Source organism: Enterovirga sp. GCM10030262, assembly GCF_042666435.1.
Taxonomy (GTDB): Bacteria; Pseudomonadota; Alphaproteobacteria; order Sphingomonadales; family Sphingomonadaceae; genus Allosphingosinicella.
Genome location: NZ_JBHTDC010000001.1, coordinates 845629 through 868478 on the forward strand (window position 1 = coordinate 845629; position 22850 = coordinate 868478).

General features: G+C 66.2%; 24 protein-coding genes and 1 tRNA gene. 12 read left to right on the forward strand and 13 right to left on the reverse strand.

Features of this window, described 5'->3' with window-relative positions; all coding sequences use genetic code 11:
• Nucleotides 1-57 precede the first annotated feature (57 nt).
• Genes ACFQRC_RS04220 through ACFQRC_RS04230 form a run of 3 tightly spaced genes read left to right on the forward strand, consistent with a single transcriptional unit; the run spans nucleotide 58 to nucleotide 2112 of the window.
• Complete coding sequence (locus tag ACFQRC_RS04220) at nucleotides 58-552, forward strand: RNA polymerase sigma factor (RefSeq protein ID WP_379958093.1); 495 nt, start codon at nucleotides 58-60, stop codon at nucleotides 550-552.
• Nucleotides 549-1280 carry an anti-sigma factor family protein gene (locus ACFQRC_RS04225; RefSeq protein WP_379958095.1) on the forward strand — a complete coding sequence of 244 codons (732 nt, stop codon included), beginning with the start codon at nucleotides 549-551 and terminating at the stop codon, nucleotides 1278-1280. Before ACFQRC_RS04220 ends, ACFQRC_RS04225 begins: the two co-directional genes overlap by 4 nt.
• A gap of 55 nt (nucleotides 1281-1335) precedes the next feature.
• Nucleotides 1336-2112 carry a transporter gene (locus tag ACFQRC_RS04230; RefSeq protein WP_379958097.1) on the forward strand — a complete coding sequence of 259 codons (777 nt, stop codon included), beginning with the start codon at nucleotides 1336-1338 and terminating at the stop codon, nucleotides 2110-2112.
• Between the two features lie 89 nt (nucleotides 2113-2201).
• Here ACFQRC_RS04230 and ACFQRC_RS04235 read toward each other — a convergent pair whose 3' ends face one another.
• Entirely contained in the window at nucleotides 2202-2942 is a 741-nt protein-coding gene (locus ACFQRC_RS04235; RefSeq protein ID WP_379958099.1) for an alpha/beta hydrolase family protein, read from the reverse strand.
• Entirely contained in the window at nucleotides 2939-4018 is a 1080-nt protein-coding gene (locus tag ACFQRC_RS04240; protein WP_379958101.1) for a DUF3182 family protein, read from the reverse strand. The genes ACFQRC_RS04235 and ACFQRC_RS04240 overlap by 4 nt, the downstream gene beginning before the upstream one ends.
• 183 nt (nucleotides 4019-4201) lie before the next feature.
• Here ACFQRC_RS04240 and acs point away from each other — a divergent pair, with 183 nt between their 5' ends.
• Nucleotides 4202-6148, forward strand: a complete 1947-nt coding sequence (gene acs, locus ACFQRC_RS04245) for an acetate--CoA ligase (RefSeq protein WP_379958103.1) — start codon at nucleotides 4202-4204, stop codon at nucleotides 6146-6148.
• Nucleotides 6149-6402: 254 nt separating this feature from the next.
• Here acs and ACFQRC_RS04250 read toward each other — a convergent pair whose 3' ends face one another.
• The 5 genes from ACFQRC_RS04250 to ACFQRC_RS04270 all read right to left on the reverse strand — a co-directional run bounded on the left by ACFQRC_RS04250 (nucleotide 6403) and on the right by ACFQRC_RS04270 (nucleotide 10088).
• Nucleotides 6403-6720, reverse strand: a complete 318-nt coding sequence (locus ACFQRC_RS04250; protein WP_379958105.1) for a helix-turn-helix domain-containing protein — start codon at nucleotides 6718-6720, stop codon at nucleotides 6403-6405.
• Between the two features lie 147 nt (nucleotides 6721-6867).
• The gene (locus tag ACFQRC_RS04255) at nucleotides 6868-7608 is read right to left on the reverse strand and encodes a glutathione S-transferase family protein (RefSeq protein ID WP_379958107.1); all 741 of its coding nucleotides are present in this window, start codon (nucleotides 7606-7608) and stop codon (nucleotides 6868-6870) included.
• A 43-nt stretch (nucleotides 7609-7651) separates the two neighbouring features.
• On the reverse strand, nucleotides 7652-8050 hold the full coding sequence (locus tag ACFQRC_RS04260; protein ID WP_379958110.1) for a hypothetical protein: 399 nt from the start codon (nucleotides 8048-8050) through the stop codon (nucleotides 7652-7654).
• Nucleotides 8051-8100: 50 nt separating this feature from the next.
• On the reverse strand, nucleotides 8101-8883 hold the full coding sequence (locus ACFQRC_RS04265) for an SDR family NAD(P)-dependent oxidoreductase (protein WP_379958112.1): 783 nt from the start codon (nucleotides 8881-8883) through the stop codon (nucleotides 8101-8103).
• Between the two features lie 26 nt (nucleotides 8884-8909).
• Nucleotides 8910-10088 carry an aromatic amino acid transaminase gene (locus ACFQRC_RS04270; protein WP_379958115.1) on the reverse strand — a complete coding sequence of 393 codons (1179 nt, stop codon included), beginning with the start codon at nucleotides 10086-10088 and terminating at the stop codon, nucleotides 8910-8912.
• Nucleotides 10089-10193: 105 nt separating this feature from the next.
• Here ACFQRC_RS04270 and ACFQRC_RS04275 point away from each other — a divergent pair, with 105 nt between their 5' ends.
• Entirely contained in the window at nucleotides 10194-10430 is a 237-nt protein-coding gene (locus ACFQRC_RS04275; RefSeq protein ID WP_379958118.1) for a DUF6356 family protein, read from the forward strand.
• A gap of 5 nt (nucleotides 10431-10435) precedes the next feature.
• Here the strand turns inward: ACFQRC_RS04275 and fghA are convergent, their stop codons facing one another.
• From fghA to pgi, 5 genes are all read right to left on the reverse strand, one after another.
• Nucleotides 10436-11278, reverse strand: a complete 843-nt coding sequence (fghA, locus tag ACFQRC_RS04280; protein WP_379958120.1) for an S-formylglutathione hydrolase — start codon at nucleotides 11276-11278, stop codon at nucleotides 10436-10438.
• Nucleotides 11279-11375: 97 nt separating this feature from the next.
• Nucleotides 11376-12488: an S-(hydroxymethyl)glutathione dehydrogenase/class III alcohol dehydrogenase gene (locus ACFQRC_RS04285; RefSeq protein ID WP_379958122.1), complete on the reverse strand. Its 1113-nt coding sequence runs from the start codon at nucleotides 12486-12488 to the stop codon at nucleotides 11376-11378.
• 237 nt (nucleotides 12489-12725) lie between these two features.
• A complete protein-coding gene (hmgA, locus tag ACFQRC_RS04290; RefSeq protein WP_379958125.1) occupies nucleotides 12726-14033 on the reverse strand; it encodes a homogentisate 1,2-dioxygenase in 1308 nt (435 codons plus the stop codon).
• 98 nt (nucleotides 14034-14131) lie between these two features.
• A complete protein-coding gene (gene gorA, locus ACFQRC_RS04295; protein WP_379958127.1) occupies nucleotides 14132-15478 on the reverse strand; it encodes a glutathione-disulfide reductase in 1347 nt (448 codons plus the stop codon).
• Nucleotides 15479-15559: 81 nt separating this feature from the next.
• Nucleotides 15560-17062 (reverse strand): glucose-6-phosphate isomerase, encoded by a 1503-nt coding sequence (pgi, locus tag ACFQRC_RS04300; protein WP_379958129.1) that lies wholly within the window; start codon nucleotides 17060-17062, stop codon nucleotides 15560-15562.
• A 146-nt stretch (nucleotides 17063-17208) separates the two neighbouring features.
• Here pgi and lepB point away from each other — a divergent pair, with 146 nt between their 5' ends.
• From lepB to era, 4 genes are all read left to right on the forward strand, one after another.
• Nucleotides 17209-18054 carry a signal peptidase I gene (gene lepB, locus ACFQRC_RS04305; RefSeq protein ID WP_379958131.1) on the forward strand — a complete coding sequence of 282 codons (846 nt, stop codon included), beginning with the start codon at nucleotides 17209-17211 and terminating at the stop codon, nucleotides 18052-18054.
• 1 nt (nucleotide 18055) lies between these two features.
• The gene (gene rnc, locus ACFQRC_RS04310; RefSeq protein ID WP_379958134.1) at nucleotides 18056-18727 is read left to right on the forward strand and encodes a ribonuclease III; all 672 of its coding nucleotides are present in this window, start codon (nucleotides 18056-18058) and stop codon (nucleotides 18725-18727) included.
• A 79-nt stretch (nucleotides 18728-18806) separates the two neighbouring features.
• On the forward strand, nucleotides 18807-19139 hold the full coding sequence (locus ACFQRC_RS04315; protein WP_379958137.1) for a GIY-YIG nuclease family protein: 333 nt from the start codon (nucleotides 18807-18809) through the stop codon (nucleotides 19137-19139).
• Complete coding sequence (gene era / locus ACFQRC_RS04320) at nucleotides 19132-20034, forward strand: GTPase Era (protein WP_379958140.1); 903 nt, start codon at nucleotides 19132-19134, stop codon at nucleotides 20032-20034. The genes ACFQRC_RS04315 and era overlap by 8 nt, the downstream gene beginning before the upstream one ends.
• A gap of 85 nt (nucleotides 20035-20119) precedes the next feature.
• Here the strand turns inward: era and ACFQRC_RS04325 are convergent, their stop codons facing one another.
• Nucleotides 20120-20821: an NAD-dependent deacylase gene (locus ACFQRC_RS04325; protein ID WP_379958142.1), complete on the reverse strand. Its 702-nt coding sequence runs from the start codon at nucleotides 20819-20821 to the stop codon at nucleotides 20120-20122.
• A gap of 488 nt (nucleotides 20822-21309) precedes the next feature.
• Between ACFQRC_RS04325 and dapB the strand changes: the two genes are divergently transcribed.
• The 3 genes from dapB (at nucleotide 21310) to ACFQRC_RS04340 (ending at nucleotide 22836) form a co-directional block, all read left to right on the forward strand.
• Entirely contained in the window at nucleotides 21310-21966 is a 657-nt protein-coding gene (gene dapB, locus ACFQRC_RS04330) for a 4-hydroxy-tetrahydrodipicolinate reductase (protein WP_379958145.1), read from the forward strand.
• A gap of 105 nt (nucleotides 21967-22071) precedes the next feature.
• Complete coding sequence (gene nth / locus ACFQRC_RS04335) at nucleotides 22072-22782, forward strand: endonuclease III (protein ID WP_379958148.1); 711 nt, start codon at nucleotides 22072-22074, stop codon at nucleotides 22780-22782.
• A tRNA-Arg gene (locus ACFQRC_RS04340) sits at nucleotides 22760-22836 on the forward strand. The genes nth and ACFQRC_RS04340 overlap by 23 nt, the downstream gene beginning before the upstream one ends.
• The last annotated feature ends 14 nt before the right edge of the window (nucleotides 22837-22850 follow it).

Below are 22850 nucleotides of genomic sequence, written 5' to 3' on the forward strand. Positions count from 1 at the left end.
ATTTTTCCTGTCCCGGGGATTAAACGTCTCCGGACGCCCGTTTCCTCCACGACGACAATGGAGACGCCTGTTCAGGCCTTCGAACGCGAGCTGCTGACCTTGCTGCCCCGGCTCCGCCGGTTCGCCCGCTCGCTCGCCCGCGACGCGGCCGACGCCGACGATCTCAGCCAGGTGGCGCTGGAGCGGGCGTTGAAGGCGAAGGACCAGTGGCAGCAGGGAACGAGACTGGATGCCTGGATGTACCGGATTATGCGCAATTGCTGGATCGACGAGGTGCGGGCCCGCACACGCCGCGCACAGACCTTCGCGCCCGAAGAAGCGGGCGAAACCGTCGGCGTGGCGGGCGATGCGGAGATCAAGGCCGAGATGCACGACGTGGATCGCGCCATGAGCCAGCTTCCGGACGAGCAGCGCGAGGTGATCGCGCTCGTGCTGGTCGAAGGGCTCGCCTACAAGGAAGCGGCGGCGATACTCGACATACCGATGGGCACCTTGACCTCGCGGCTGACGCGCGGCCGCCAGGCGCTCGTCCGAAGGTTGGAGGCGGCATGATGAAGATCGATGACGAAAGGCTGATGGCCTATGCCGACGGCGAGCTTGATAGCGCCGAGCGCGAAGCAGTCGAGCGGGCGCTGGCGGAGGACGCCGCGCTTCGGGAGAAGCTTGCCGAGCAGAAGCGGCTTCGGGCGACATTATCGGGACATTACGGGCCGGTCGCCGCCGAAGAGGTGCCGGATCGGTTGCTGGCGATGCTCGGCGCGAGCGGCGCCGCCAGGGACGATGTCGTCTCGCTGAGCGCGGCGCGGGAAAAAGGGCACCGGCCCGTCTGGCGCAACCTCGGCACCATCGCGGCCAGCCTGGCGGTGGGGCTGCTGGCCGGACAGCTCATCCAGCTCCAGCGTGGCGGGCAGATCGCCGTGGACGGTGGCGCGCTGATCGCCCAGGACGATTTGGCCAAAGCGCTGGATACGCAGCTCGCCTCGGCCCAGGCGTCCGATGCGGCGACGCGGATCGGCGTCAGCTTCGCCGATCGGCAGGGGCGGTTCTGCCGTTCCTTCGATGCTCCCGCCTTCGCCGGCCTGGCGTGTCAGGAGGACGGGAACTGGCACGTCATGATGACCGCACCGTCCGAGGACGGCGGCACCAGCCAATATCGGCAGGCGGGCTCGTCGGTGGTCCTTCAGGCCGCGCAGGAGATGATGGCCGCAGCGCCGCTCGACCCCGAGGCCGAGCGAACGGCGATGCAGGCCGGCTGGAATAATTCCGCCGCCGGGGATTAAACCCGCCACGCCTTCCGTTCCCCTGCCGAACGACAATCACGGCGGGAGCGACCCCATGCGCAATTCATCGATCCTTTTCGCGATTTCGGCGCTGGCGCTCGCGGCTCCGGCCATGACAGAGCCGACGGTCGAGCTTTCGACCGGGCTCGACTATCGGGAGGGCGACTATGGCACCGGCGAGAGCATCGAGACCTGGGAAGTGCCGACCAGCCTGCGCGTGCAATCGGGCCAGTTCCTCTTCAGCGCCACCCTCCCCTATCTGCGCGTCGATGCGCCCGGCAACGTGGTCGGCGGAGGCGGAGGCATCCTCGGGCTGCCGATCATCGTCGATCCCACCGAGCCGCCCGGCCGCGTTCGCCGCGAGGGCATTGGCGACCTGGAACTAGGCGCCGCCTACACCGTCCCGAGCGAGGATATCGGTCTCACTTTCTCCGGACAGGTGAAGGTGCCGACCGCCTCCACCGCCAAGCGGCTCGGCACCGGCGAGTTCGACTATGCCGTGGGCGCCGAGCTCTCCAGGAGCTTCGGCCAGGTCACGCCCTTCGTCGGCGTCGGCTACACCATGCCCGGCGACCCCGAGCAATACGACCTGGGGAACAGCCTGTCCGCCCGGGCCGGCGCGGCGGTGTGGATGGACAAGCGGGTGCGCGGCCACGTCACCTACGGCTATGCCGAGAGCATCAGCCCCCTCATCCCCGACGAACAGCAGATTTCGACCGGCATCAACGCCGGACTGTCGGACCGCCTCTCGCTCGGTCTCTATGGATCGGCCGGCCTGTCGAAAGGCTCGCCCGATGTCGGCGCCGGCGTGCGGCTGGGGACGAGCTTCTAGCCGTTATTGCGAGCGAAGCGAAGCAATCCAGTTCCGGCGCCGAACAACTGGATTGCCGCGTCGCTTCTCTCCTCGAAATGACGGCGGGACTAATCCCCCATCCGCGCGCCCAGCACCATGGTGGTGACCCAGCCGTTCAGCAGCTTGTTGTATTGGGCGCGGTCCTTGTCGGTCGACAGAGCGTGGTCGGCGCCCTTGATCATCCGGTAGGTGAGCGACCGGGCGGCGCGGAACGAGGCCGTGTAGCCGCCGACGGCGGGATGCGGGACGATCTCGTCGCATTCCGACTCCACGATCAGCACGTCGCCCTCGAATTTGGAACAGGCGCGGAGCGCGCGATTGTCGCTGTGGCTCAGCCAAGTCTGGCGGTAGGTGTTGAGATCGTCGCGATCGAGCGCCGCCTTGGGAATGTCCCAATCCTCGTCGCGGTAAAGGGCGGGGACGCGCAGCGCGAGCCAATTGACCGGCCGGAGCGAAGTGAGGATCGCCGCGAGATAGCCGCCATAGCTGCTCCCCACCACGGCGATGGCCGACTTGTCGACCGCCGGCTGGCCGGCCAGGAAATCATAGGCGGCGAGGAGGTCGGCGAGGTTCTGCCCGCGCGTCACCGTCTCGCGCTGCGGCTCCGTCGCGGCATGGCCGCGCAGGTCGAAGGTGAAGCACAGACAGCCGAGCCGCGAGATCTTGCGGGCGCGGTCGAGGTCATGCTTCTGGCTTCCACCCCAGCCGTGGACGAAAAGAATGCCGGGCACGAGCTTTTCCGGTGTCAGGATCGTGCCCTCGATCGTCTGGCCCTCCACGCCGACCGTCACCCTGCCGCCTTCGTTCATGGCGCGATCACCGCATATTTGACCATCGGACCCTCCACATCGTCCGTACCCTGGAAATAGATCGTCGCGCCGGCCGGAGGCCGGCCACTCCCGCCATAGCGCTCGACCGTGGACGCGCGCGCCTGCTCCAAACCGGTGTCGGCCAGGAACGCCTCCAGCGCCGCGATCTCGGCGCCTGTCGCGCCGCCGAGGCGCCAGCTTTGCTCCAGCACGCCCGAGCAGCGGCGGTCGCGGCAGTTGATCCCCTGCGCCACGTCGTAATTGCGGCGGGACGCGAACAAGCCGGGGAAGCATTCCAGCGCCGCCGCGTCATATTGCGACGCCTGGATCACGGCGAGCCGGATCGGCTGCGGCAGGTCGAAGTCGAGCAAGGCGTCGAAGCCGCCGCGCGCGAAGAGCAGGTCGGAGCCGCCATAGACCGCCTCGCCGCGCGCATTGGGCGTCGTGCCCTGGGTGCCGACGTAGCTCACCAGCAGATCGTCCAATCGCACCTGGCCGACGCTGTAGGTTTCGACATCGGCCAGATCCTCTTCCAGCACGAGGCCGACCTCCGACAGCCCGTCCGTGTCGAGCGCGCCGAGCCTCGCGTCGAGCTCGGTCTCGTCCCGGACCGTCACTTGACCGCGCCCGGACGTCGCCAGCACCGGCTTGAGGCGCAGCGGCCCCCGCTCGAGCAGCCGGAGCGCCGCACGCCGCGCGTCGTCCAAGGTGAAGGCGGTGAATCCCTCCACGACCGCACCCTCCATGTGCCGCGCGAAATCGTGCGACCAGCCTGGCGGAGCCTCCGCGCCCGGATCGACGAGAGGGTGGGTGATGGCCTTGGTGGCGACGAAGGCATGGGGAACGACCCCGCCGAACAGATCGCCCTCGCCGGCGATGCCGAGCGCGGACGCTTCGTCGCTCAGGATCGTATCGCTGGGCACCAGATAGAGCGGCCCCGGATAATCCCGGCCCGCATCGTGCTCGCCATCGAAGCGGAAGCCCTTCAGCGCCGCCAGCCTGCGGCCGATCTCCCGGCGGGTGGCGGCGTCGTGCTGGTGGGCGAACTCGCCCCTGCCCCGGATGTGGAGCAGCACAATGCCGCCCCGGGGCCTCGCTTGTTTGCCTCTCCACCTTGAACGCATCATGCACCGTCAATCCAGCCTCTCCTCTTCATGGGGAACAGGTCTACAATGTCCGTGGGCTCGCATTTGTGCCGTGGCCTTGCCCGGAGCGAGCCGTTACTGTTCCCTCCCCACGCGCGAACGATCAGAGGCACCATGAGCGACCGCATCTCCCCGCCGGCTTCCGCCATCCAAGGCAGCCATTGCAGCCCGGAAGAATATGAGGCGCTCTATCGCCGGTCGATTGACGAGCCGGACGCATTCTGGGCGGAGCAGGCGAGGCGGCTCGACTGGGTGAAGGCGCCGACGCGGATCGATGGGTCGTCCTTCGATCCGGTCGATATTCGGTGGTATGAGGACGGGATCCTCAACCTCTGCCACAATTGCGTCGACCGGCATTTGCCGGAGCGGGGCGACCAGGTCGCATTGCTCTGGGAGGCGGACGCGCCGGGCGTGACGAAAACCCTCACCTACCGGGAGCTCCACGCCGAAATCGTCCGCATGGCGAGCGCCTTGAAGGCGCTCGGCGTCAAGAAGGGCGACCGCGTCACCCTCTATCTGCCGATGATCCTGGAGGCGGCGGTGGCGATGCTTGCCTGCGCGCGGATCGGGGCGGTGCATTCGGTCGTATTCGGCGGATTCTCGCCCGAGGCGCTGCGGGGCCGGATCGAGGATTGCGGCAGCCGGTTCGTGATCACCGCCGATGGCGGCATGCGCGGCGGCAAGCTGGTGCCCTTGAAGGCCAATGTCGATGCCGCGCTCGACGGCCCTTCGAAAGGCTCAGGACAGGCGGTCGAAGTCGATACCGTGCTCGTCATCCGCCATTGCGGCAACGATGTCGCCACCGTCGAAGGCCGCGACCGCTGGTACGACGAGGCAGCCGCGGATGCCTCCGACGACTGCCCCTGCGAGCCGATGAACGCGGAAGACCCTTTGTTCATCCTCTACACGTCCGGCTCGACCGGCAAGCCCAAGGGCGTGCTCCACACGACCGGCGGCTATGCCGTCTGGACCGCCGCCACCTTCCACTATGTCTTCGACTATCGGCCCGGCGAAATCTTCTGGTGCACGGCCGACGTCGGCTGGGTGACCGGGCACAGCTATGTCGTCTATGGTCCTCTCGCCAACGGCGCGACCAGCGTCATGTTCGAGGGCGTCCCCAATCATCCCGATTTCAGCCGCTTCTGGGACATGGTGGAGCGGCACAAGGTCAACATCTTCTACACCGCCCCCACCGCCATCCGCGCCTTGGCGCGCGAGGGAGAGGCGCCGGTCAAGCGCCACGACCGCTCCTCCATCCGTATCCTCGGCACGGTCGGCGAACCGATCAACCCGCAGGCCTGGCTCTGGTATCACAAGGTCGTCGGCGACGAACGCTGCCCGATCGTCGACACCTGGTGGCAGACGGAGACGGGCGGCATCATGATCACCACCCTCCCCGGCGCGCACGATATGAAGCCGGGATCGGCGGGCAAGCCCTTCTTCGGCGTGGTGCCGGAGCTGGTCGACGCCGACGGCGAGGTGCTGGAGGGCGCGACGGAGGGCAATCTCTGCATGGCCCGCTCCTGGCCGGGCCAGATGCGCACCGTTCACGGCGACCACGAGCGCTTCGTCCAGACCTATTTCTCGACCTACAAGGGCAAATATTTCAGCGGCGACGGCTGCCGCCGCGACGAGGACGGCTATTATTGGATTACCGGCCGCGTCGACGACGTCCTCAACGTCTCCGGCCACCGCATGGGCACCGCCGAGGTCGAGAGCGCCCTCGTCTCCCACCCGCTCGTCGCCGAGGCGGCCGTGGTCGGCTATCCCCACGACATCAAGGGCCAGGGCATCTACTGCTACGTCACCCTCATCGCAGGCGAGGAGCCGAGCGATGCGCTCGAGGCGGAGCTCCGCGCCCACGTCCGCAAGGAAATCGGCCCGATCGCGACCCCGGAAATCATCCACTTCACCCCCGCCCTCCCCAAGACGCGGAGCGGCAAGATCATGCGCCGCATTCTCCGCAAGATAGCGGAAAATGAGTTCGGCAATCTTGGGGATACGAGCACGCTGGCGGAACCGGCGCTGGTCGACTCGCTGATCGAGGGGCGGCGGCAATAAGCTCGCACATCAGGCAGCAGTGAGGCGGAAACCACAATCACTGTTTGCGATTTCTGCGCGCACGGTCTCGAGGTTCAAGCCGCCGAACCCATTGCGGGCTCGATAGGTCATCACAAGTTCGTGCTGTCCGTTTTCATCGACCGGATAGATGAGTGTCCGCACATGCTCGAACGACTCCGGCTCTCGCAGCTGTTCACGATAATATGCTACGAATTCGGACGCGGTACTCATCTCCCCGAGCCGATTGCGCGCTCCTAAACCAGCTGCACCTCCACACGCCTCCCCACCACCGCCGCCGCCCTTTGCAGCGTCTCAAGCGTGACATTGCCATTGTCGGGGTCGAGCACGCGGTCCACTTGGGTCCGGCTGGTGTGCATCAGCCGCGCGAGGCCGCTCTTGCTGAGCCCTCGCTGCCGCATCGCTTCGCCGAGCTGCCAAACAATCACTTCCGTCCTGATCGCCTTGGCCTGCGTCTCGGCAAGCACACCTTCCTCTTCCAAGAAGCCGTCGAGCGTCGGTCCGCGGTGCCGTTTTTCGCCATTTTCAGCCTCCTTCTCGCGCGCACCGGCCATTACATTGAACCGTTCGTCCTGAGCTTGTCGAGGGACTCTCCTTTCTTTGTGCGGACGAGCAAAGACAGGGTTTCGACAGGCTCAGCCTGGACGAGGGTAGGATGCGATCTAGCCATCCCGCTTTGCGTCGCTGCTTATCTACGCCGGTCAAAGCCGCATCACGCCCTTCTTCGCCTCGCGCGTCCCCAGCGTCTCCGCCGTGAGCGGAGCGCCAGCTTCGAGGAGGGCTCGGCGGCGACCCTGTGGATCGGTGCTCCGCTGGACATCCTCGAAGGGGAGGAATGTCGCGAAGCAGGCATGGGCCAACGTCCCCTCAACGAAGGCGGCGACGCGCGGCCAGCGCTCCGCGTCCGGCTCGAAACCCGCATAGGCGCCGTTGCGGAAGAAGGTGGCGATGGCGATGTCGGCGAGGCCGATCTCGGAGCCGAAGAGGAAGCCTTCTTCGGGGAGTTGGCCCTCCAGATAATTCATCTCGCGCGGCAGGTCCTCGGCCAGCGTCCGGTCGATCCGTGCCTGGTCGCCAGCCTCGCCCCAGATGATCGGCTGGACGATCTTGGGGTAGAACAGGCCCCAGATGAAGACGTCGCCAAGGCGGGTGTCGGCATATTCCTCGAACCAGCGGGCGCGGGCGCGATCCTTCACGTCCGCCGGGAACAGGGGATGGCCCGGCATGGCCTCATCCAGATAGGCGCAGATCACCGATGAATCGCTCAGGGCCAGATCGCCGTCGATGAGCACGGGGATGCGGCGCAAGGGACTCAGCCGCTCGAATTCCTCATTGCCGTAGAAGGCGGTGATCGGGTCGATCTCATAGGCAAGTCCCTTCAGCGCCAGGCAGGCGAGGACCTTGCGGACATAGGGACTGACATAGCTGCCGATGATCTTCATGCCGCGCTCCCTCAAACCCGTCGTTCCCCGGCGATGCAGCCGTTCAGATACATTCGACACAGAGCTTTCGCCGCTTTTTCAGCCGCTCCAGCCGCCGCGCCGCTTCCGCCAGGCCCTCGACGCGGGGACCCATGTTGACCGGCACGACCTGCCCTGCCCCCTTCCCGACCGGCGGCTGATAGACGTAGATCGTGCCGCCGCTCGGCTTCGCGGCGCGCTCGTACAAATTCTCCGCCCGATCGAGGTCCTCGCGCACAAAGCGCCCCTGTTCGTACAAGATGCCGAGCGCGAGCTGGGCCTGCTTGTCGCCGCCGTCGGCCCGCTGCGCGAGCGCCTGCAACGCCGGATGGGCGGCGCCCGGCTCCTGCGGGATTCCGGAAAGGCCGCCGCCCGCACAGCCGGCAAGCGCCAGCAATCCCGCCAGCAGCCAATGCCGAACCATATGGTTAAATATAATCTCCAACCTCCTGGTTCAGCATGGTGGACGCCGCCCTAGCGCGGGGTCATTCGGATGGCGCCGTCGAGCCGCACATATTCGCCGTTGAGATAGACGTTCTCCGCCATGAATACGGCCAGTCGCGCATATTCTTCAGCCTGGCCCAGCCTTTTGGGGAAAGGCACCTGCGCGCCCAGCGCGTCCTTCACATTCTGCGGCATCATCGCCACCATCGGCGTCTCGAACACGCCGGGCAGGATGGTGTTGACCCGGATGCCCTCGTTCATCAGGTCGCGGGCGATGGGAAGCGCCATGCCGAGCACGCCGGCCTTGGACGCGGAATAAGCGGCCTGGCCGATCTGCCCGTCCTGCGCCGCGACGCTCGCGGTGTTGATGATGAGGCCCTTCTCGCCATCCTCCATAGGCTCCAGGTCGGCCATGCCGGCGGCGGAGGCGGCGAGAACGCGGAACGTGCCGATCAGGTTGATCTGGATGGCGAGCTCGAACTGGTGGATCGGGTAGCGCTTGACCGCCTTGGTCTCCTTGTCGCGCCCGACCGTCTTCACGGCGTTGGCGACGCCCGCGCAATTGACGCAGATCCGCTCCTGGCCGTGGGCCTCGCGCGCTTTGGCGAAGGCGGCGTCCACTGCCTCGTTCGACGTGACGTCGGTCTCGCAGAAGATGCCGCCGATGTCGGCCGCGACTCTCTCGCCTTTCTCCACGTCGCGATCGAACAAAGCGACCTTCACGCCCTTTGCCGCCAGCGCCCGCGCGGTGGCCTCGCCAAGGCCCGACGCCGCGCCGGTCACCACCGCCGATATTGAACCATCGAGTTTCATATTCACCTCGTGCTTGTAGGAATGTTCTAGCGCGTCACCGCGGAGAGGGCGACCGCCAGCCGCTCCGCGTCGCCGGTCTTGAGCCCGGCGATGTTGATCCGGCCGGATTGGGGCATGTGGATGGCGTGGTCGCGGCCGAGGGTCACGGTCTGCTCCTCGGTGAGCGGCAGCATCGAGAAGATGCCGCGCTGCGACTGGATATGGCGGAGCATCGAGACTTCGGACGCGAAGGCGCCAAGCTCGTCGCGAAGGCCCAGAAGGCGCCGGCGCATCGCCGCCAGCTCATCCTCCCACGAAGCGCGCAGGCGTTCGTCGGCGAGGACCTGCGCGACGGTGGCGGCGCCATGAGCAGGCGGCATGGACACGAGCGAGCGGCTGATGCGCTCCATCTGGCCCTGGACACGGTCGCGCTCGCCCGAATCGACGCACAGCGCGAAGAGGATGCCGACCCGCTCGCGATAGAGGCCGAACGCCTTGGAGCAGGAGACGGCGATGAGCGCGCGCGGAAGTGTGGCCGCGGCTTCGCGGATGATTTCGAGATCCGCTTCGAGACCGTCGCCCAATCCGTAATAAGCGGCATCGATGATCGGCACCGCGCCGCGCTCGACCAGCGCCGCGAAGAGGGAGCGCCGATCGTCACGCGACAGGTCCGCGCCGGTGGGGTTGTGGCAGGGGCCGTGGAACACGAAGAGGTCGCCGGCCTGAACGCTCTCCGCGGCCTCGGTGACGGCCTCGAGGTTGATCGCCTGCCGGTCGAAGTCGAAATAGCGATGGGTGACAAGCTCCATCCCGGCGGCGCCGGCGAGCGTGGCGTGGTTGGGCCAGCTCGGCAGGCCGAGATGCATCCGCGTCGCCGGATGGGCGGCGAAGGCGGCATCGAGCGCGATCCGGAGTGCGCCTGTGCCGCCGGTGCCCTGGATGGCGGCTAGCCGGTCGAGAGCGGGATGGCCGCGTCCGAAGACCAGTTCCGTCATCCCGCCGACGAAGCGGTCGTCGCCGTGGAGCGCCTGATAGGCCTTGCTGTCCTCCTGCGCGAGAACAGCCCCTTCCGCTTCCTTCACCGCCCGCATGATCGGCGAATGGCCGGTCTCGTCGCGATAGACGCCGACCCCGAGATCGACCTTGTCTGGGCGCGGGTCCGACCGGAACCGGGCCATGACCGCGTGCAGCGGATCGGCGAGGGGTTCTGCGAACCGATCGAACATCGTAGATGGCTTTCTCTGGATAGAAGGACGGCTTTCCGCTATGGGATCGTTACGACGGCGCGGGCAAGAGGCCTTGCGCGATTACCACGACAGAGCAGGCAAAAAATGGCGCACAATCCGTTCACCCATCATCCGCGCGAGGTCGGCGAAAGCTATGGCGAGCATCTCGCCCATGCCGGGGTTTCGGGGCTGCGGCTGGTCGGCAGCGGCATCGCCTGCCTGATCCACGCGGTCTTCCCGTTCCTGTTCGTCCACACCGCCAGCGACACGGTGAAGGACATGCACCGCGGCATCGCCAAACGGGTCGATGCCCCCAATTGGGAGCGGCACCCGATCATCTGATCGGCCTACCGCGCCAATCGCTCCGCGTGCCAGCGCAGATGATCCTCCATGAAGGTGGAGATGAAATAATAGCTGTGGTCGTAGCCTTCCCGCACCCGCAGGATGAGGGGGATGCCGGCCTTGTCGCAGGCCTCGGCGAGGAGCTCGGGCCTTAGCTGTTCGGCCAGGAAATTGTCGGCAGTGCCTTGATCGACGAGTATGTCGGGCACGCGCGCGCCGTCCTCGATCAGCGCGGCGGCGTCATAGCGGCGCCAGGCCGCGCGGTCGGAGCCCAGATACCCGGTCAGCGCCTTCTCTCCCCAAGGCACCCGCGCCGGCGCGACGATCGGCGCGAAGGCGGAGACGGACTTGAAGCGACCGGGATTCTTCAAGGCGAGGGTGAGCGCGCCATGACCGCCCATCGAATGGCCGGTGATCGCCTGGCGCGCCATGTCGGCCGGGAAATGCGCGGCGATCAGTTCGGGCAGCTCGCGCGCGACATAGCTCTCCATGCGGAAGTGCTTCGACCAGGGCGCCTCGGTCGCATCCACGTAGAAGCCCGCGCCCTTGCCGAAATCATAGCCCTCGTCGTCCGGCACGTCGTCGCCGCGCGGAGACGTGTCCGGCGCCACGAAGATCAGCCCCAGCTCCGCGCAGGCGCGGCGATATTCGCCCTTCTCGGTGACGTTGGCGTGGGTGCAGGTGAGGCCGGAGAGATACCAGACCACCGGCCTCTTCTCCCCCGCCTCGGCCTGGGGCGGCACGAAGACCGAGAAGGTCATGTCCGTGCCGGTCTCGCGGGATGGGTGGCGGTAGACGCCCTGGATGCCGCCGTGGCTGCGGTTGGTCGAAACGGTCTCCAAGGTCATCATCAACTCCGTTCGCCCCTGAGCCTGTCGAAGGGCCGTCTTTCCTTGGAAGTGGAGGGCTTCGACAAGCTCAGCCCGAACGATTCTCTTCCGCCTCTCAGTAGACAACCACCGAGCGGATGCTCTCGCCGGCGTGCATCAGGTCGAAGCCCTTGTTGATCTCTTCCAGCGTCAGCACGTGGGTGATCATCGGGTCGATGGCGATCTTGCCGTTCATGTACCAGTCGACGATCTTCGGCACATCGGTCCGCCCCCTGGCGCCGCCGAACGCCGTGCCCTTCCAGACGCGGCCCGTGACGAGCTGGAACGGCCGGGTGGCGATCTCCTTGCCGGCTTCGGCGACGCCGATGATGACGCTCTCGCCCCAGCCGCGATGGCAGCATTCGAGCGCGGTCCGCATCACTTCGGTGTTGCCGGTCGCGTCGAAACTATAGTCGGCGCCGCCATCGGTCAGCTCGACGATCCTGGCGACGGTCTCCTCGCGCGACAGGCCCTTGCTGTTGAGGAAGTCGGTCATGCCGAATTGGCGGCCCCATTCCTCGCGGTCGGGATTGATGTCGACGCCGATGATCCTGTCGGCGCCGACCATCTTCGCGCCCTGGATCACGTTGAGGCCGATGCCGCCGAGGCCGAACACGACGACATTGGCGCCCGGCTCCACCTTGGCCGTGTTCACCACCGCCCCCACGCCCGTGGTGACGCCGCAGCCGATATAACAGCTCGACTGGAACGGCGCATCCTCGCGGATTTTCGCCACGGCGATCTCGGGCAGCACGGTGAAGTTCGAGAAGGTCGAGCAGCCCATATAATGGTAGATGGTCTGACCCTTGTAGCTGAACCGGCTGGTGCCGTCGGGCATCAGGCCCTTGCCCTGGGTGGCGCGGATCGCGGTGCAGAGGTTGGTCTTGCCCGAGAGGCAGGATTTACACTGGCGGCACTCGGGCGTGTAGAGCGGGATGACGTGATCGCCCGGCTTTACGCTGGCGACGCCAGTGCCGACTTCCCGAACGATGCCGGCGCCCTCGTGGCCGAGGATCGAGGGGAAGATGCCTTCGCTGTCGAAGCCGTCGAGCGTGTAGGCGTCGGTATGACAGATGCCCGTCGCCATGATCTCGACGAGGACCTCGCCCGCCTTCGGCCCCTCCAGATCGAGCTCGACGATCTCGAGCGGCTTCCTGGCTTCGAAGGCAATTGCGGCGCGGGTCTTCATGGGTGCGGGTCTCCTGATCTCGCCTGCTCCTAGCCGCTCGTCCCGAGCGAAGTCGAGGGGCGACGATCCTCCCTGTGAGCGGAGCTCATGGGGAGGGGGACCATGCGAAGCATGGTGGAGGGGTAAGAGCACCGGGTTTGGAGGATCGCGCGCGAACAGCCAGCGGTCAGTGCAGCTACCCCTCCACCACACTTCGTGTGGTCCCCCTCCCCATCGCCTGCGGCGACAGGGAGGACTTTACGGCACTCGCGCCTTCGGAAATCCGCCCCAGGCTTCGTCATAGTCGAGCTGCATCTGCTCGCACTCCAGCGCGAACTCCGTAGGCCGAAACGGCCAGCAGCTCTCGACCATGAAGGCCAAGGTGCCCTCGATCTTGTGCGGCTTCAATTCCGCCTCGCTCGCGCCTTTCCAGCTGGCCACATCGGGGCCGTGGCCGGACATCAGGTTGTGCAGGGACATGCCGCCCGGCGCGAAACCTTCGGCCTTGGCGTCGTAGGCGCCGTGGATAAGGCCCATGCACTCGCTCATCACGTTGCGGTGGAACCAGGGCGGGCGGAACGTGTCCTCCGCCACCATCCAGCGCGGCGGGAAGATGACGAAATCGGCATTGGCGCGGCCGGGCACGTCCGACGGCGAGGTGAGCACGGTGAAGATCGACGGATCGGGGTGGTCGAAGCTGACCGTGCCGATCGTGTTGAAGCGATTGAGGTCGTATTTCCACGGTGCGAGATTGCCGTGCCAGGCCACGACGTCGAGCGGGCTGTGATCGAGCGTGGTCGTCCAGAGCGAGCCCAGGTATTTCTGGACCAGCTCGAACGCGCCCTCGCGGTCCTCATAGGCCGCGACCGGCGTCTCGAAATCGCGCGCATTGGCGAGACCGTTGGAGCCGATCGGACCCAGATCGGGCAAGCGAAACAGGCTGCCGTGATTCTCGGCGACATAGCCCCTCGCTTCTCCTTCCGGCAGCAAAGCGCGGAAGCGGACGCCGCGCGGCACGAGCGCGACCTCGCCCGGCGCGATGTCGATGCGGCCGAGTTCGGTCAGCAAAGCCAGCCGGCCTTGTTGCGGGATGAAGAGCAGTTCGCCGTCGGCGTCGACGAAGAAGCGATCCTCCATGTCGCGGTTGGCGCGGTAGATGTGGACGGCGACGCCTTCTAGCGAAGCCGGATCGCGGTTGGCGACCATGGTCACCATGCCGTCGATGAGGTCGGTCGGCCCCTCCGGCATGGAAAGCGGATCCCAGCGCAGGCGATTGGGCGCCAGAGGCGCCTCCGGATTGCCGGGGGCGAAGAGCTTTGCGCCCTCATAGCGCCTGTAGGGCGGATGCTCCGCGCTCGGCCGCATCCGATAGAGCCAGGCACGGCGATTCTCATGGCGGGGCGCGGTGAAGGCGGTGCCGGACAGTTGCTCGGCATAGAGGCCGAAGGGCGGCTTCTGCGGCGAGTTGCGGCCCACGGGCAGCGCGCCCGGCGCGGCCTCGGTGGCGAAATGGCTTCCGAAGCCGCTCATGTAACCGTCAGATGGCACGATCCCGCTCCTCGTCATCCCAGCGAAAGCTGGGATCTTACTTCCTTATCACCCTCTCCCGCGAAGAGAGGGAGATTCCAGCTTTCGCTGGAATGACGGGTGAGGTCCACCCTCCCCTACCGCATCAGCACCAGTTCCTCCGCCATCGTCGGATGCAGCGCGACCACGGCGTCGAAATCGGCCTTCTTGAGTTTCGCCTTCACCGCGATGGCGGCGGCCTGGAGGATTTCCGGCGCGTCGGGGCCGATCATGTGGAGGCCGACCACCTCGTCCGTCGTCCCGTCCACCACCAATTTGTAGAGCGAGCGCTCGTTGCGCCCGGCCAGCACATTCTTCATCGACCGGAAGTCCGACGTGTAGGTTTTCACCGTCCCCAGCCGGTCCCGCGCCTGGCCTTCGGTGAGGCCGACCCCCGCAAGTGGCGGATGGCTGAACACGGCCGACGGGATATTTTCGTAATCGACGCGCGTCGGATTGTCGCCGAAGATGGTGTCGGCGAAGGCCTGCCCTTCGCGGATCGCCACCGGAGTCAGCTGAACGCGATTGGTCACGTCGCCGACCGCATGGATGCTGTCGCAGCTCGACATATTGTCCGCATCGACGACCACCGCGCCCTTGTCGTCGATCCGGACGCCCGCATTTTCGAGCCCCAGCCCGTCGGTGTTCGGCCTTCGTCCGATGGCGAACAGTACCGCATCCGCCTCGATCGGATCGCAGCCGGTCAGATAAGCGGTGAGCGTGCCGTCCTCCGCCTTCTCGATCTTCTCGAAGGCGGCGTTGAACTTGAAGTCGATGCCCTTGGTGATCGAAATCTGGAGCAGGCGGTCGCGCAGCGCCTCCTCATATCCGCGCAGGATGATGTCGGACCGGTTCACCATCGTCACCTTGCTTCCGAATTCATGGAAGATGCCGGCGAATTCGTTGGCGATATAACCGCCGCCGGCGATGACGATGCGCTTGGGCAGCGCATCCAGGTGGAACACCTCGTTGGACGTGATGCCGTGCTCGGCTCCAGGGAAGTCGGGCACGACGGGCGTTGCGCCGGTGGCGACCAATATCCTGCCGGCGGTGACGGTCCGGCCGTCGGCAAGCGCGATCTCGTGCGGCCCGGCGACGGTCGCCCGCTGCTTGATGATCTCGACCTCGTGGCGTTCCAGATTCTCGCTGTAGAGCCCTTCCAGGCGCGTCACCTCGGTCAGCACATTGTCGCGCAGAGTCGCCCAGTTGAAGCGTGTTTCCGGCACCTCCCAGCCAAAGCGGCGGGCATCCGCCAAATCCTCGGCGAAATGGGCGCCGTAGACGAGCAGCTTCTTGGGCACGCAGCCGCGAATGACGCAGGTGCCGCCGACCTTATGCTCCTCGGCGATGGCCACCTTCGCGCCATGCGCCGCCGCGACCCGGGAAGCGCGCACGCCGCCGGAGCCCGCGCCGATGACGAAGAGGTCATAGTCGTATTTTGCCATTTTCTACCTTCCGTCATTCCAGCGGAAGCTGGAATCCCTGCTAAGTCCGTCTGGACCCCAGCTTTCGCTGGGGTGACGGCATTAGTTAGCCGCTCCCAGAGCCCGTTCGATCAGTGCCTTGGTCGACGGATCGAAATCGAAACCGTCGTCGCCGTCGATCGCCTTGGCGATCTGCTTGCCCAGCTCGACGCCGAACTGGTCAAAAGGATTGATGCCGAGCAGAACCGCGTTCACGAAGACGCGGTGCTCGTAAAAGGCGATGAGCGCGCCCAGTGTCGCCGGGTCGACGCGGTCGAGCAGGATCGTCGTCGAGGGCCGGTCGCCGGGATAGCTGCGTGCCGGATCGTCCGCCTCCTTCCCCGCCATTAAGGCCGCGCCTTGCGCGAAGCAGTTGATGAGCAATTGCCGGTGATGATCGAAAGCGAGGTCATGCTCCGGCTCGATCGCGGCGATGAACTCGACGGGGACGAGGTGCGTGCCCTGGTGGAGCAGCTGGAACACGGCATGTTGCGCATCGGTGCCGACGCCGCCCCACACGATCGGCGAGGTCGCGCGGCCGACCGGCTCGCCATCCACGGTGACGCTCTTGCCGTTCGATTCCATCTCGAGCTGCTGGAGATAGGAGGGCAGCAGCCGCAGCCTTTCGTCATAAGCGAACACGGCCCGCGTCTGGGCTGCGCGGATGTTGGCGTAGTAACGGTCCACGAACGCGGCCAGCACCGGCGCGTTATCGGTGAGCGGCGCCAGGCGGAAATGGCGGTCCATCGTCGCCGCGCCTTCGAGCAACTCCTCGAACGCCTGCCAGCCAAGCGCCAGCGCGACCGGAAATCCGATCGAGGACCATAAGGAATAGCGCCCGCCCACCGTCTCGGCGAAGGGCAGGATGCGGGTCTCGTCGATGCCGAACTCGATCGCCTGGTCCGGGCTGGCAGTGAGCGCGATGACGCGGCCATAGGGATCGGCGACGCCGCCCTGCTCCATCCACAAGAGCGCCGACTGCGCGTTGAGCATCGTCTCGCTGGTGGTGAACGTCTTGGACGCGATGACCAGCAAGGTCGTCATCGGATCGAAGCGGCCGATCGCCTCCTCCAGCGCGGCGCCGTCCACGTTGGAGACGACCGCCGTCTCGTAACGATCGCTGTCGCGGCCAAGCGCGTCGATCAGGAAATCGGGGCCGAGCGCCGACCCGCCTATGCCAATATGAAGGATGTGGCGAATGGGGCCGAACGCCTCCGCTTCGATCGCGTCGATCAGCGCCCGCATCCGCGCGTGGAAGCCTCGGGCGCGGGCGACGCTCTCCGGCGCCCCCTGCCCGCGCTCCGCGCTATGCTCGGCCGCCCGCCCCTCGGTGACGTTGACTTGCTTGCCGGAGAAGAGTGCGTCGCGGGCGCCGGCGAGATCGCGCTGCTCGGCGAGGCGTTCGAACGCCGAAAGGAGCCCGTCGCTCAGGTGCGTCTTCGAGAAATCGAAGCGGATACCGGCTTCCTCGATGCCGAGGCGGGCGAGCCGGCCGGGTTCGGATTTGAACAGGGCGGTGAGCGGCTGGGTTTCGGCCTTTTCCACGTCCGCCCACGCATCTTTCATCCACTTCACTCCCTGGTCCGTCCGCGCCTATCTAGGAGCGGGAACCGCCAGTGCCTAGGCCGCGCTCGAACCATCGAGCTACGCGGGATGAAGGATCATTGTCTGATTGCTTGACCGTTCCCGCGCCTCAAGCGAAAGCAGCCCGAATGGAGAGCAGCGAAACCATGAAGCCCGCCGACAGCGCGGCTCCCCCCGCCCGTAAAAAGGAAGGCCTGAAGGAGACCACCCGCTTCCTCCTCCTCCTCTTCCTCTTCGCGCTGATGCTGAGGAGCTTCATCGTCGCCCCGTTCAGCATTCCCTCCGGGTCGATGCTGCCGACGATGATGATCGGCGATTATCTGTTCGTCGCCAAATGGCCCTATGGCTATTCGCGCTTCAGCCTGCCGTTCGGGATCGGCGGCTTCGACGGCCGCATCCTGGGCGATGCGCCGGAGCGCGGCGACATCGCCGTCTTCCGCTATCCCGGCGGAGGCGACGACGATTATGTCAAAAGGGTGATCGGCCTTCCGGGCGACACGGTTCAGATGAGGGGCGGCGCGCTCTGGCTCAACGGCGAGGAGGTTCCTCGCGTCCGCGTCGCCGACTGGCGGATGCCGGTCACGCCGAACAGCCCCTGCCGCACGGTCGATCCGGCGATGGCGCGGATCGTGACGGACGAACATGGCAGCCGTTTCTGCGCCTTCGACCGTTATCGCGAGACGCTCCCGAATGGCCGCTCCCACTATATTCTCGACCAGATGGAGGGCGTCGCCGACGAGACGCCGGTCCAGGTCGTGCCCGAGGGCCATTATTTCATGATGGGCGACAATCGCGACGACAGCCTGGACAGCCGCTTCTCGCTCGCCGAGGAGGGGGTAGGCTTTCTCCCCGCCGATTATCTGATCGGCGAAGCGCTGATCGTCTTCTTCTCCACCGACGGCTCGGCCGAGTGGCTGAAGCCCTGGACCTGGGTCTCGGCGGCGCGGTGGGACCGGATCGGGGAGACCTATTGAGGTGAGCGCCCCGGAGAATATCCTGCGCTGGATCGCCGATGCCTTGGGGCACGAACCGAAGGACGCCGCTTTGTTCACCCGCGCGCTCACCCATTCCAGCCGTGGTGACGAACATTATGAACGGATCGAGTTTCTCGGCGACCGCGTCCTCGGCCTCGTCATGGCGACCTGGCTTTACGAATTGTTCCCGGGCGAGCCCGAGGGCAAGCTCTCCCGCCGCTTCAACGCGCTCGTCTCCGGCGAGGTCTGTGCCGAAGTGGCGCGCGAGATGGGCGTCGGCGGGCAGGCGATCCTCGGCAAGCAGGCCCGCGACGACGGCGCCGCCGACAGCGACAACGTGCTGGGCGACATCGTCGAGGCGCTGATCGGCGCCCTCTATCTGGAGGAAGGACTGGAGGCCGCCACCGCCTTCGTCCGCCGCGCCTGGGGCGAGCGCGTCAGCCTCCGCGACAAGGCGCCCCAGCACCCCAAATCGGCGCTCCAGGAATGGGCCGCCGCGCACGACCGGCGCCCGCCCGTCTACCAGCTCACCGGCCGCTCCGGCCCCCACCACGCCCCGCGCTTCATGGTCGCGGTCGAAATCGCCAATGTCGGCACCGCGAGCGCCGAAGGCCTCTCCAAACAGGAAGCCGAAACCGCGGCGGCCAAGGCCTTGCTGGAGAAACTGACGTGAGCAAAAGGTGCGCCGATTTCCGCCCCCCGCTTAGCCTGAGCTTGTCGAAGGCCTGCCCTTCTTTCACGAACGAACAACAATGACATTCTGGACCTACATGCTCCATTGCAACGCAGGGCGTTTTCACGTTGGCCACACCGATGATCTCGATCGCCGCATCGCACAGCACGAAACCGGAACACTCCCGGGCTTCACCCGCGATTACCTGCCCGTGAAACTGGTTTGGTCGGAAAGCTTCCCCACCCGCTACGAAGCCCAAACGGCGGAGCGGAAACTCAAGGGGTGGAGCAGAGCAAAGAAACTTGCGCTGATACGCGGCGATTGGGACGAGATAAGCAGGCTGGCGCGTAACAAGACGGAAGAAAAGCAGGCCTTCGACAAGCTCAGGCTAAGCGGGGAATCGGATGGTTGAGGAAAGTTCAAAATGCGGCCTCATCGCCGTGGTCGGCGCGCCCAATGCGGGCAAGTCGACCCTGGTCAATGCGCTAGTCGGCCAGAAGGTCGCGATCGTCAGCCCGAAGGCGCAGACCACACGCGTCCGCCTGATGGGCGTCGCCATCGAGGGCGAGTCCCAGCTCCTGCTGGTCGACACGCCCGGCATATTCGAGGCGCGCCGCCGGCTCGACCGGGCGATGGTCTCCGCGGCCTGGGGCGGCACCTCGGACGCCGATCTCATCGCGCTGGTGATCGACGCCAAGGCCGGCCTCACCCGCAAGACCGAGGCGCTGGTCCAGAGCCTCGCCGAACGCCGCGAGCCCAAGGTGGTGATCCTCAACAAGGTCGACGTCACGCCCAAGGAGCCACTGCTCGAGCTCGCCACCCGGCTCGACGCCGCGCTGAGCCCCGAGACGATCTTCATGGTCTCCGCCACCACCGGCGACGGCCTCGCCGGCCTCAAGTCGGCGCTGGCCGCGCGGATGCCTGAAGGCCCCTGGCATTTTCCCGAGGACCAGGTCTCCGACGCCACCGACCGCATGCTCGCCGCCGAAGTCACGCGCGAGCAGCTCTACCACCAGCTCCACGCCGAGCTTCCTTATGCGAGCGCGGTCGAGACCGAGAAATATGAAGAGCGCAAGGACGGCTCGGTCGCCATCCACCAGCAGATCCTCGTCGGCCGCCCCACCCAGCGCGCCATCGTCCTGGGCAAAGGCGGCGCGCGCCTGAAGCAGATCGGCACCGCCGCGCGCGAGGAGTTGACCCAGCTCCTGGGGCGCAAGGTCCACCTCTTCCTCCACGTCAAGGTCAAGCCGGACTGGGAGGAGGACCGGGGGCTCTACCGGGAGATCGGATTGGACTGGGTGGAGTAATCCTTCGTCATCCCAGCGAAGGCTGGGATCCAGACTGTCTTCATGTCGCCGCCGCCGCTTGGATTCAGCCTTAGCTGATGACGCCTTAGGACAACACCTCCTCAACCCACGCCGGGACCAAATCCCCCGCTCGCCCAATGCGGCTTTCGTCGAAGAACAGGCTGCCCTGGCTGGGCTCCAGGTTCATCTCCAGGGTGCGGGCGCCGAGATAGCGGACGGTCTGGACGAAGCCGGCGGCGGGATAGACGGCGCCCGACGTGCCGATCGAAACGAACAGGTCCGCCTCCCTCAACGCCGCGTCGATCTCGTCCATTCGGTACGGCATCTCGCCGAACCAGACGATGTCCGGGCGCAGCAGCCCGCTCTCCCCGCAGGCGACGCAGCTGGGCCCGTCCGCCAGCGTCTGCTCCCATGCGATCCGCCCGTCGCAGGCGAGGCACCAGGCGGATTTGAGCTCGCCGTGCATATGCAGCACCCGGCGAGCCCCTGCCCGCTCGTGCAGGTCGTCGACATTCTGCGTGACGATCAAAAGCTCGCCCGGCCATTCCGCGTCGAGCCGCGCCAGCGCCTTGTGGGCGGCGTTCGGCTCAACCGTTCCCAGCTTCGCCCGCCGCGCGTCATAAAAGGCCTGGACCAAAGCCGGATCGCGCGCGAACGCCTCGGGCGTCGCCACATCCTCGACCCGATGCCCCTCCCACAGTCCATCCGGTCCTCGGAAAGTGGCGACGCCGCTTTCGGCCGAGATGCCCGCGCCGGTGAGGATGACGATGTTCCGGATGTCCCGCATACGGCTCCTTAGCCGAGGGCTGGAATGTCGGGAATGGGTGGAAAGCTGACTCTAGCTCAGGTAAGGACACAGCCGACAACGGAGAACCTCCATGCTTGTGTCGCTTGCCAATGTCGCAATCGTTCTCGGCTTCGTGCTCTGCATCGCCACCGCGCTTGTCCTTGCGTTCAAATCGAAGTCCGAACAGCCTGACGCGTAAACGCTAGAGTCAGCTTTGGTCGAACCCAGACATGCAGCTCAGCAATCGCTTCTGCTATCCAGCACGCGCGCGATTTTCATTTTCCTACATGCGGATTTTCCGCCAAGCTGCCTGCCATGCACGCTGCGATGTCAGATAGAGGGCCACTCCTTGATTGCCGTTCAATACGCCCGCCCTTGGCTCGACTGCTGAACAGGAATGTAGGGTTTGACATGGTGACCGTGAACATTGGGAACATTGGCGTGCGGGCCCCATGCTCCGCATAGGGCTTTTGGGAGCAAGCGGGCGAATGGGGCGGGCGATCGCCGGCGCACTGGAAGTGCGTCCCGATGCCGCAATCGTCGACGACGCGCCCGACGTCTTCATCGACTTTTCGGCCCCCGACGCGCTGGAGAAGCATCTCGGCGAGGCCGTCGCGGCGGGAAAGCCGATCGTGATCGGGACCACCGGGCTTACCGCCGAGCACCAGCGGATGATCGACGACGCGGCCATGCGGACAGCCGTTCTGCAAGCGGCGAACACGTCGCTCGGCGTCAACCTTCTCGCCCATCTCGTCCGCGAAACGGCGGCGCGGCTCGGCGAGGATTGGGACATCGAGATCGTCGAGATGCACCACCGCCACAAGAAGGATGCGCCGTCGGGCACCGGGCTTCTGCTCGGCAAGGCCGCCGCCGAAGGCCGCGGGGTCGACCTCGATGCCGTCGCCGATCGCGGCCGCGACGGCATGGGCGAACGCGAGCCCGGCCGCATCGGCTTCGCCTCTCTTCGCGGCGGGTCGGTGGCCGGCGACCATCAGGTGGTCTTCGCCGGCGAAGGCGAGCGGATCGAGCTCGGCCACCGCGCCGAAAGCCGCTCCATCTTCGCCCAGGGTGCGATCCGCGCCGCCCTCTGGCTCGCGGGCAAGCCCCCGGCGCGCTACACGATGAACGATGTTTTGGGACTTTGATGACCCCAGTTTCCGCTCAGGCTGAGCTTGTCGAAGCCCTGTTTTTCTCCTTGCGCCGGAAGGCAGGACAGCCCTTCGACAAGCTCAGGGTGGGCGGGTGAGGCAATGAAGGCAGCCGAAGTCGCGGAGCTCTACCGGCGCCTCGCCGATCGCATCCCCAATCCCGAGACCGAGCTCGAATATGTGAACACCTATACCCTGCTGGTGGCGGTGGTGCTGTCGGCCCAGGCGACCGACGCCGGCGTCAACATCGCGACGCGGGAGCTGTTCAGGACAGTGCAGGGCCCTGGGGCGATGCTCGCTCTCGGCGAAGAGGGCCTCAAGCGGCACATCAGGACGATCGGCCTGTTCAACACCAAGGCGAAGAACGTCATCGCGCTCTCGCGGATTCTGGTGGAGGAGCATCGCGGGGAGATTCCCGAGGACCGCGACGCCCTTCAGAAGCTGCCCGGCGTCGGCCGCAAGACGGCGAACGTCGTGATGAACACCGCGTTCGGGCACGAGACTTTCGCCGTCGACACCCACATCTTCCGCGTCTCCAACCGCACCGGCCTCGCCCCGGGCAAGAACGTGCTGGAGGTGGAGCTCAAGCTCGACAAGGTGACCCCCCCGCCTTACCGGCGCGACGCGCACCATCTGCTGATCCTGCACGGTCGCTATGTCTGCAAGGCGCGGAAGCCCGAATGCTGGCGCTGCGTCATCGCCGATATCTGCCGCTACCGCCCCAAGACCGCGCCACCCGGCGAAGCCGCCTTGCAGGCGAAGGCAAAGCCCTCTAATCGCGGCTCTCAACGCACCCGTAGCTCAGCTGGATAGAGCGCTGCCCTCCGAAGGCAGAGGCCAGAGGTTCGAATCCTCTCGGGTGCGCCATTCCCGAACAAAAG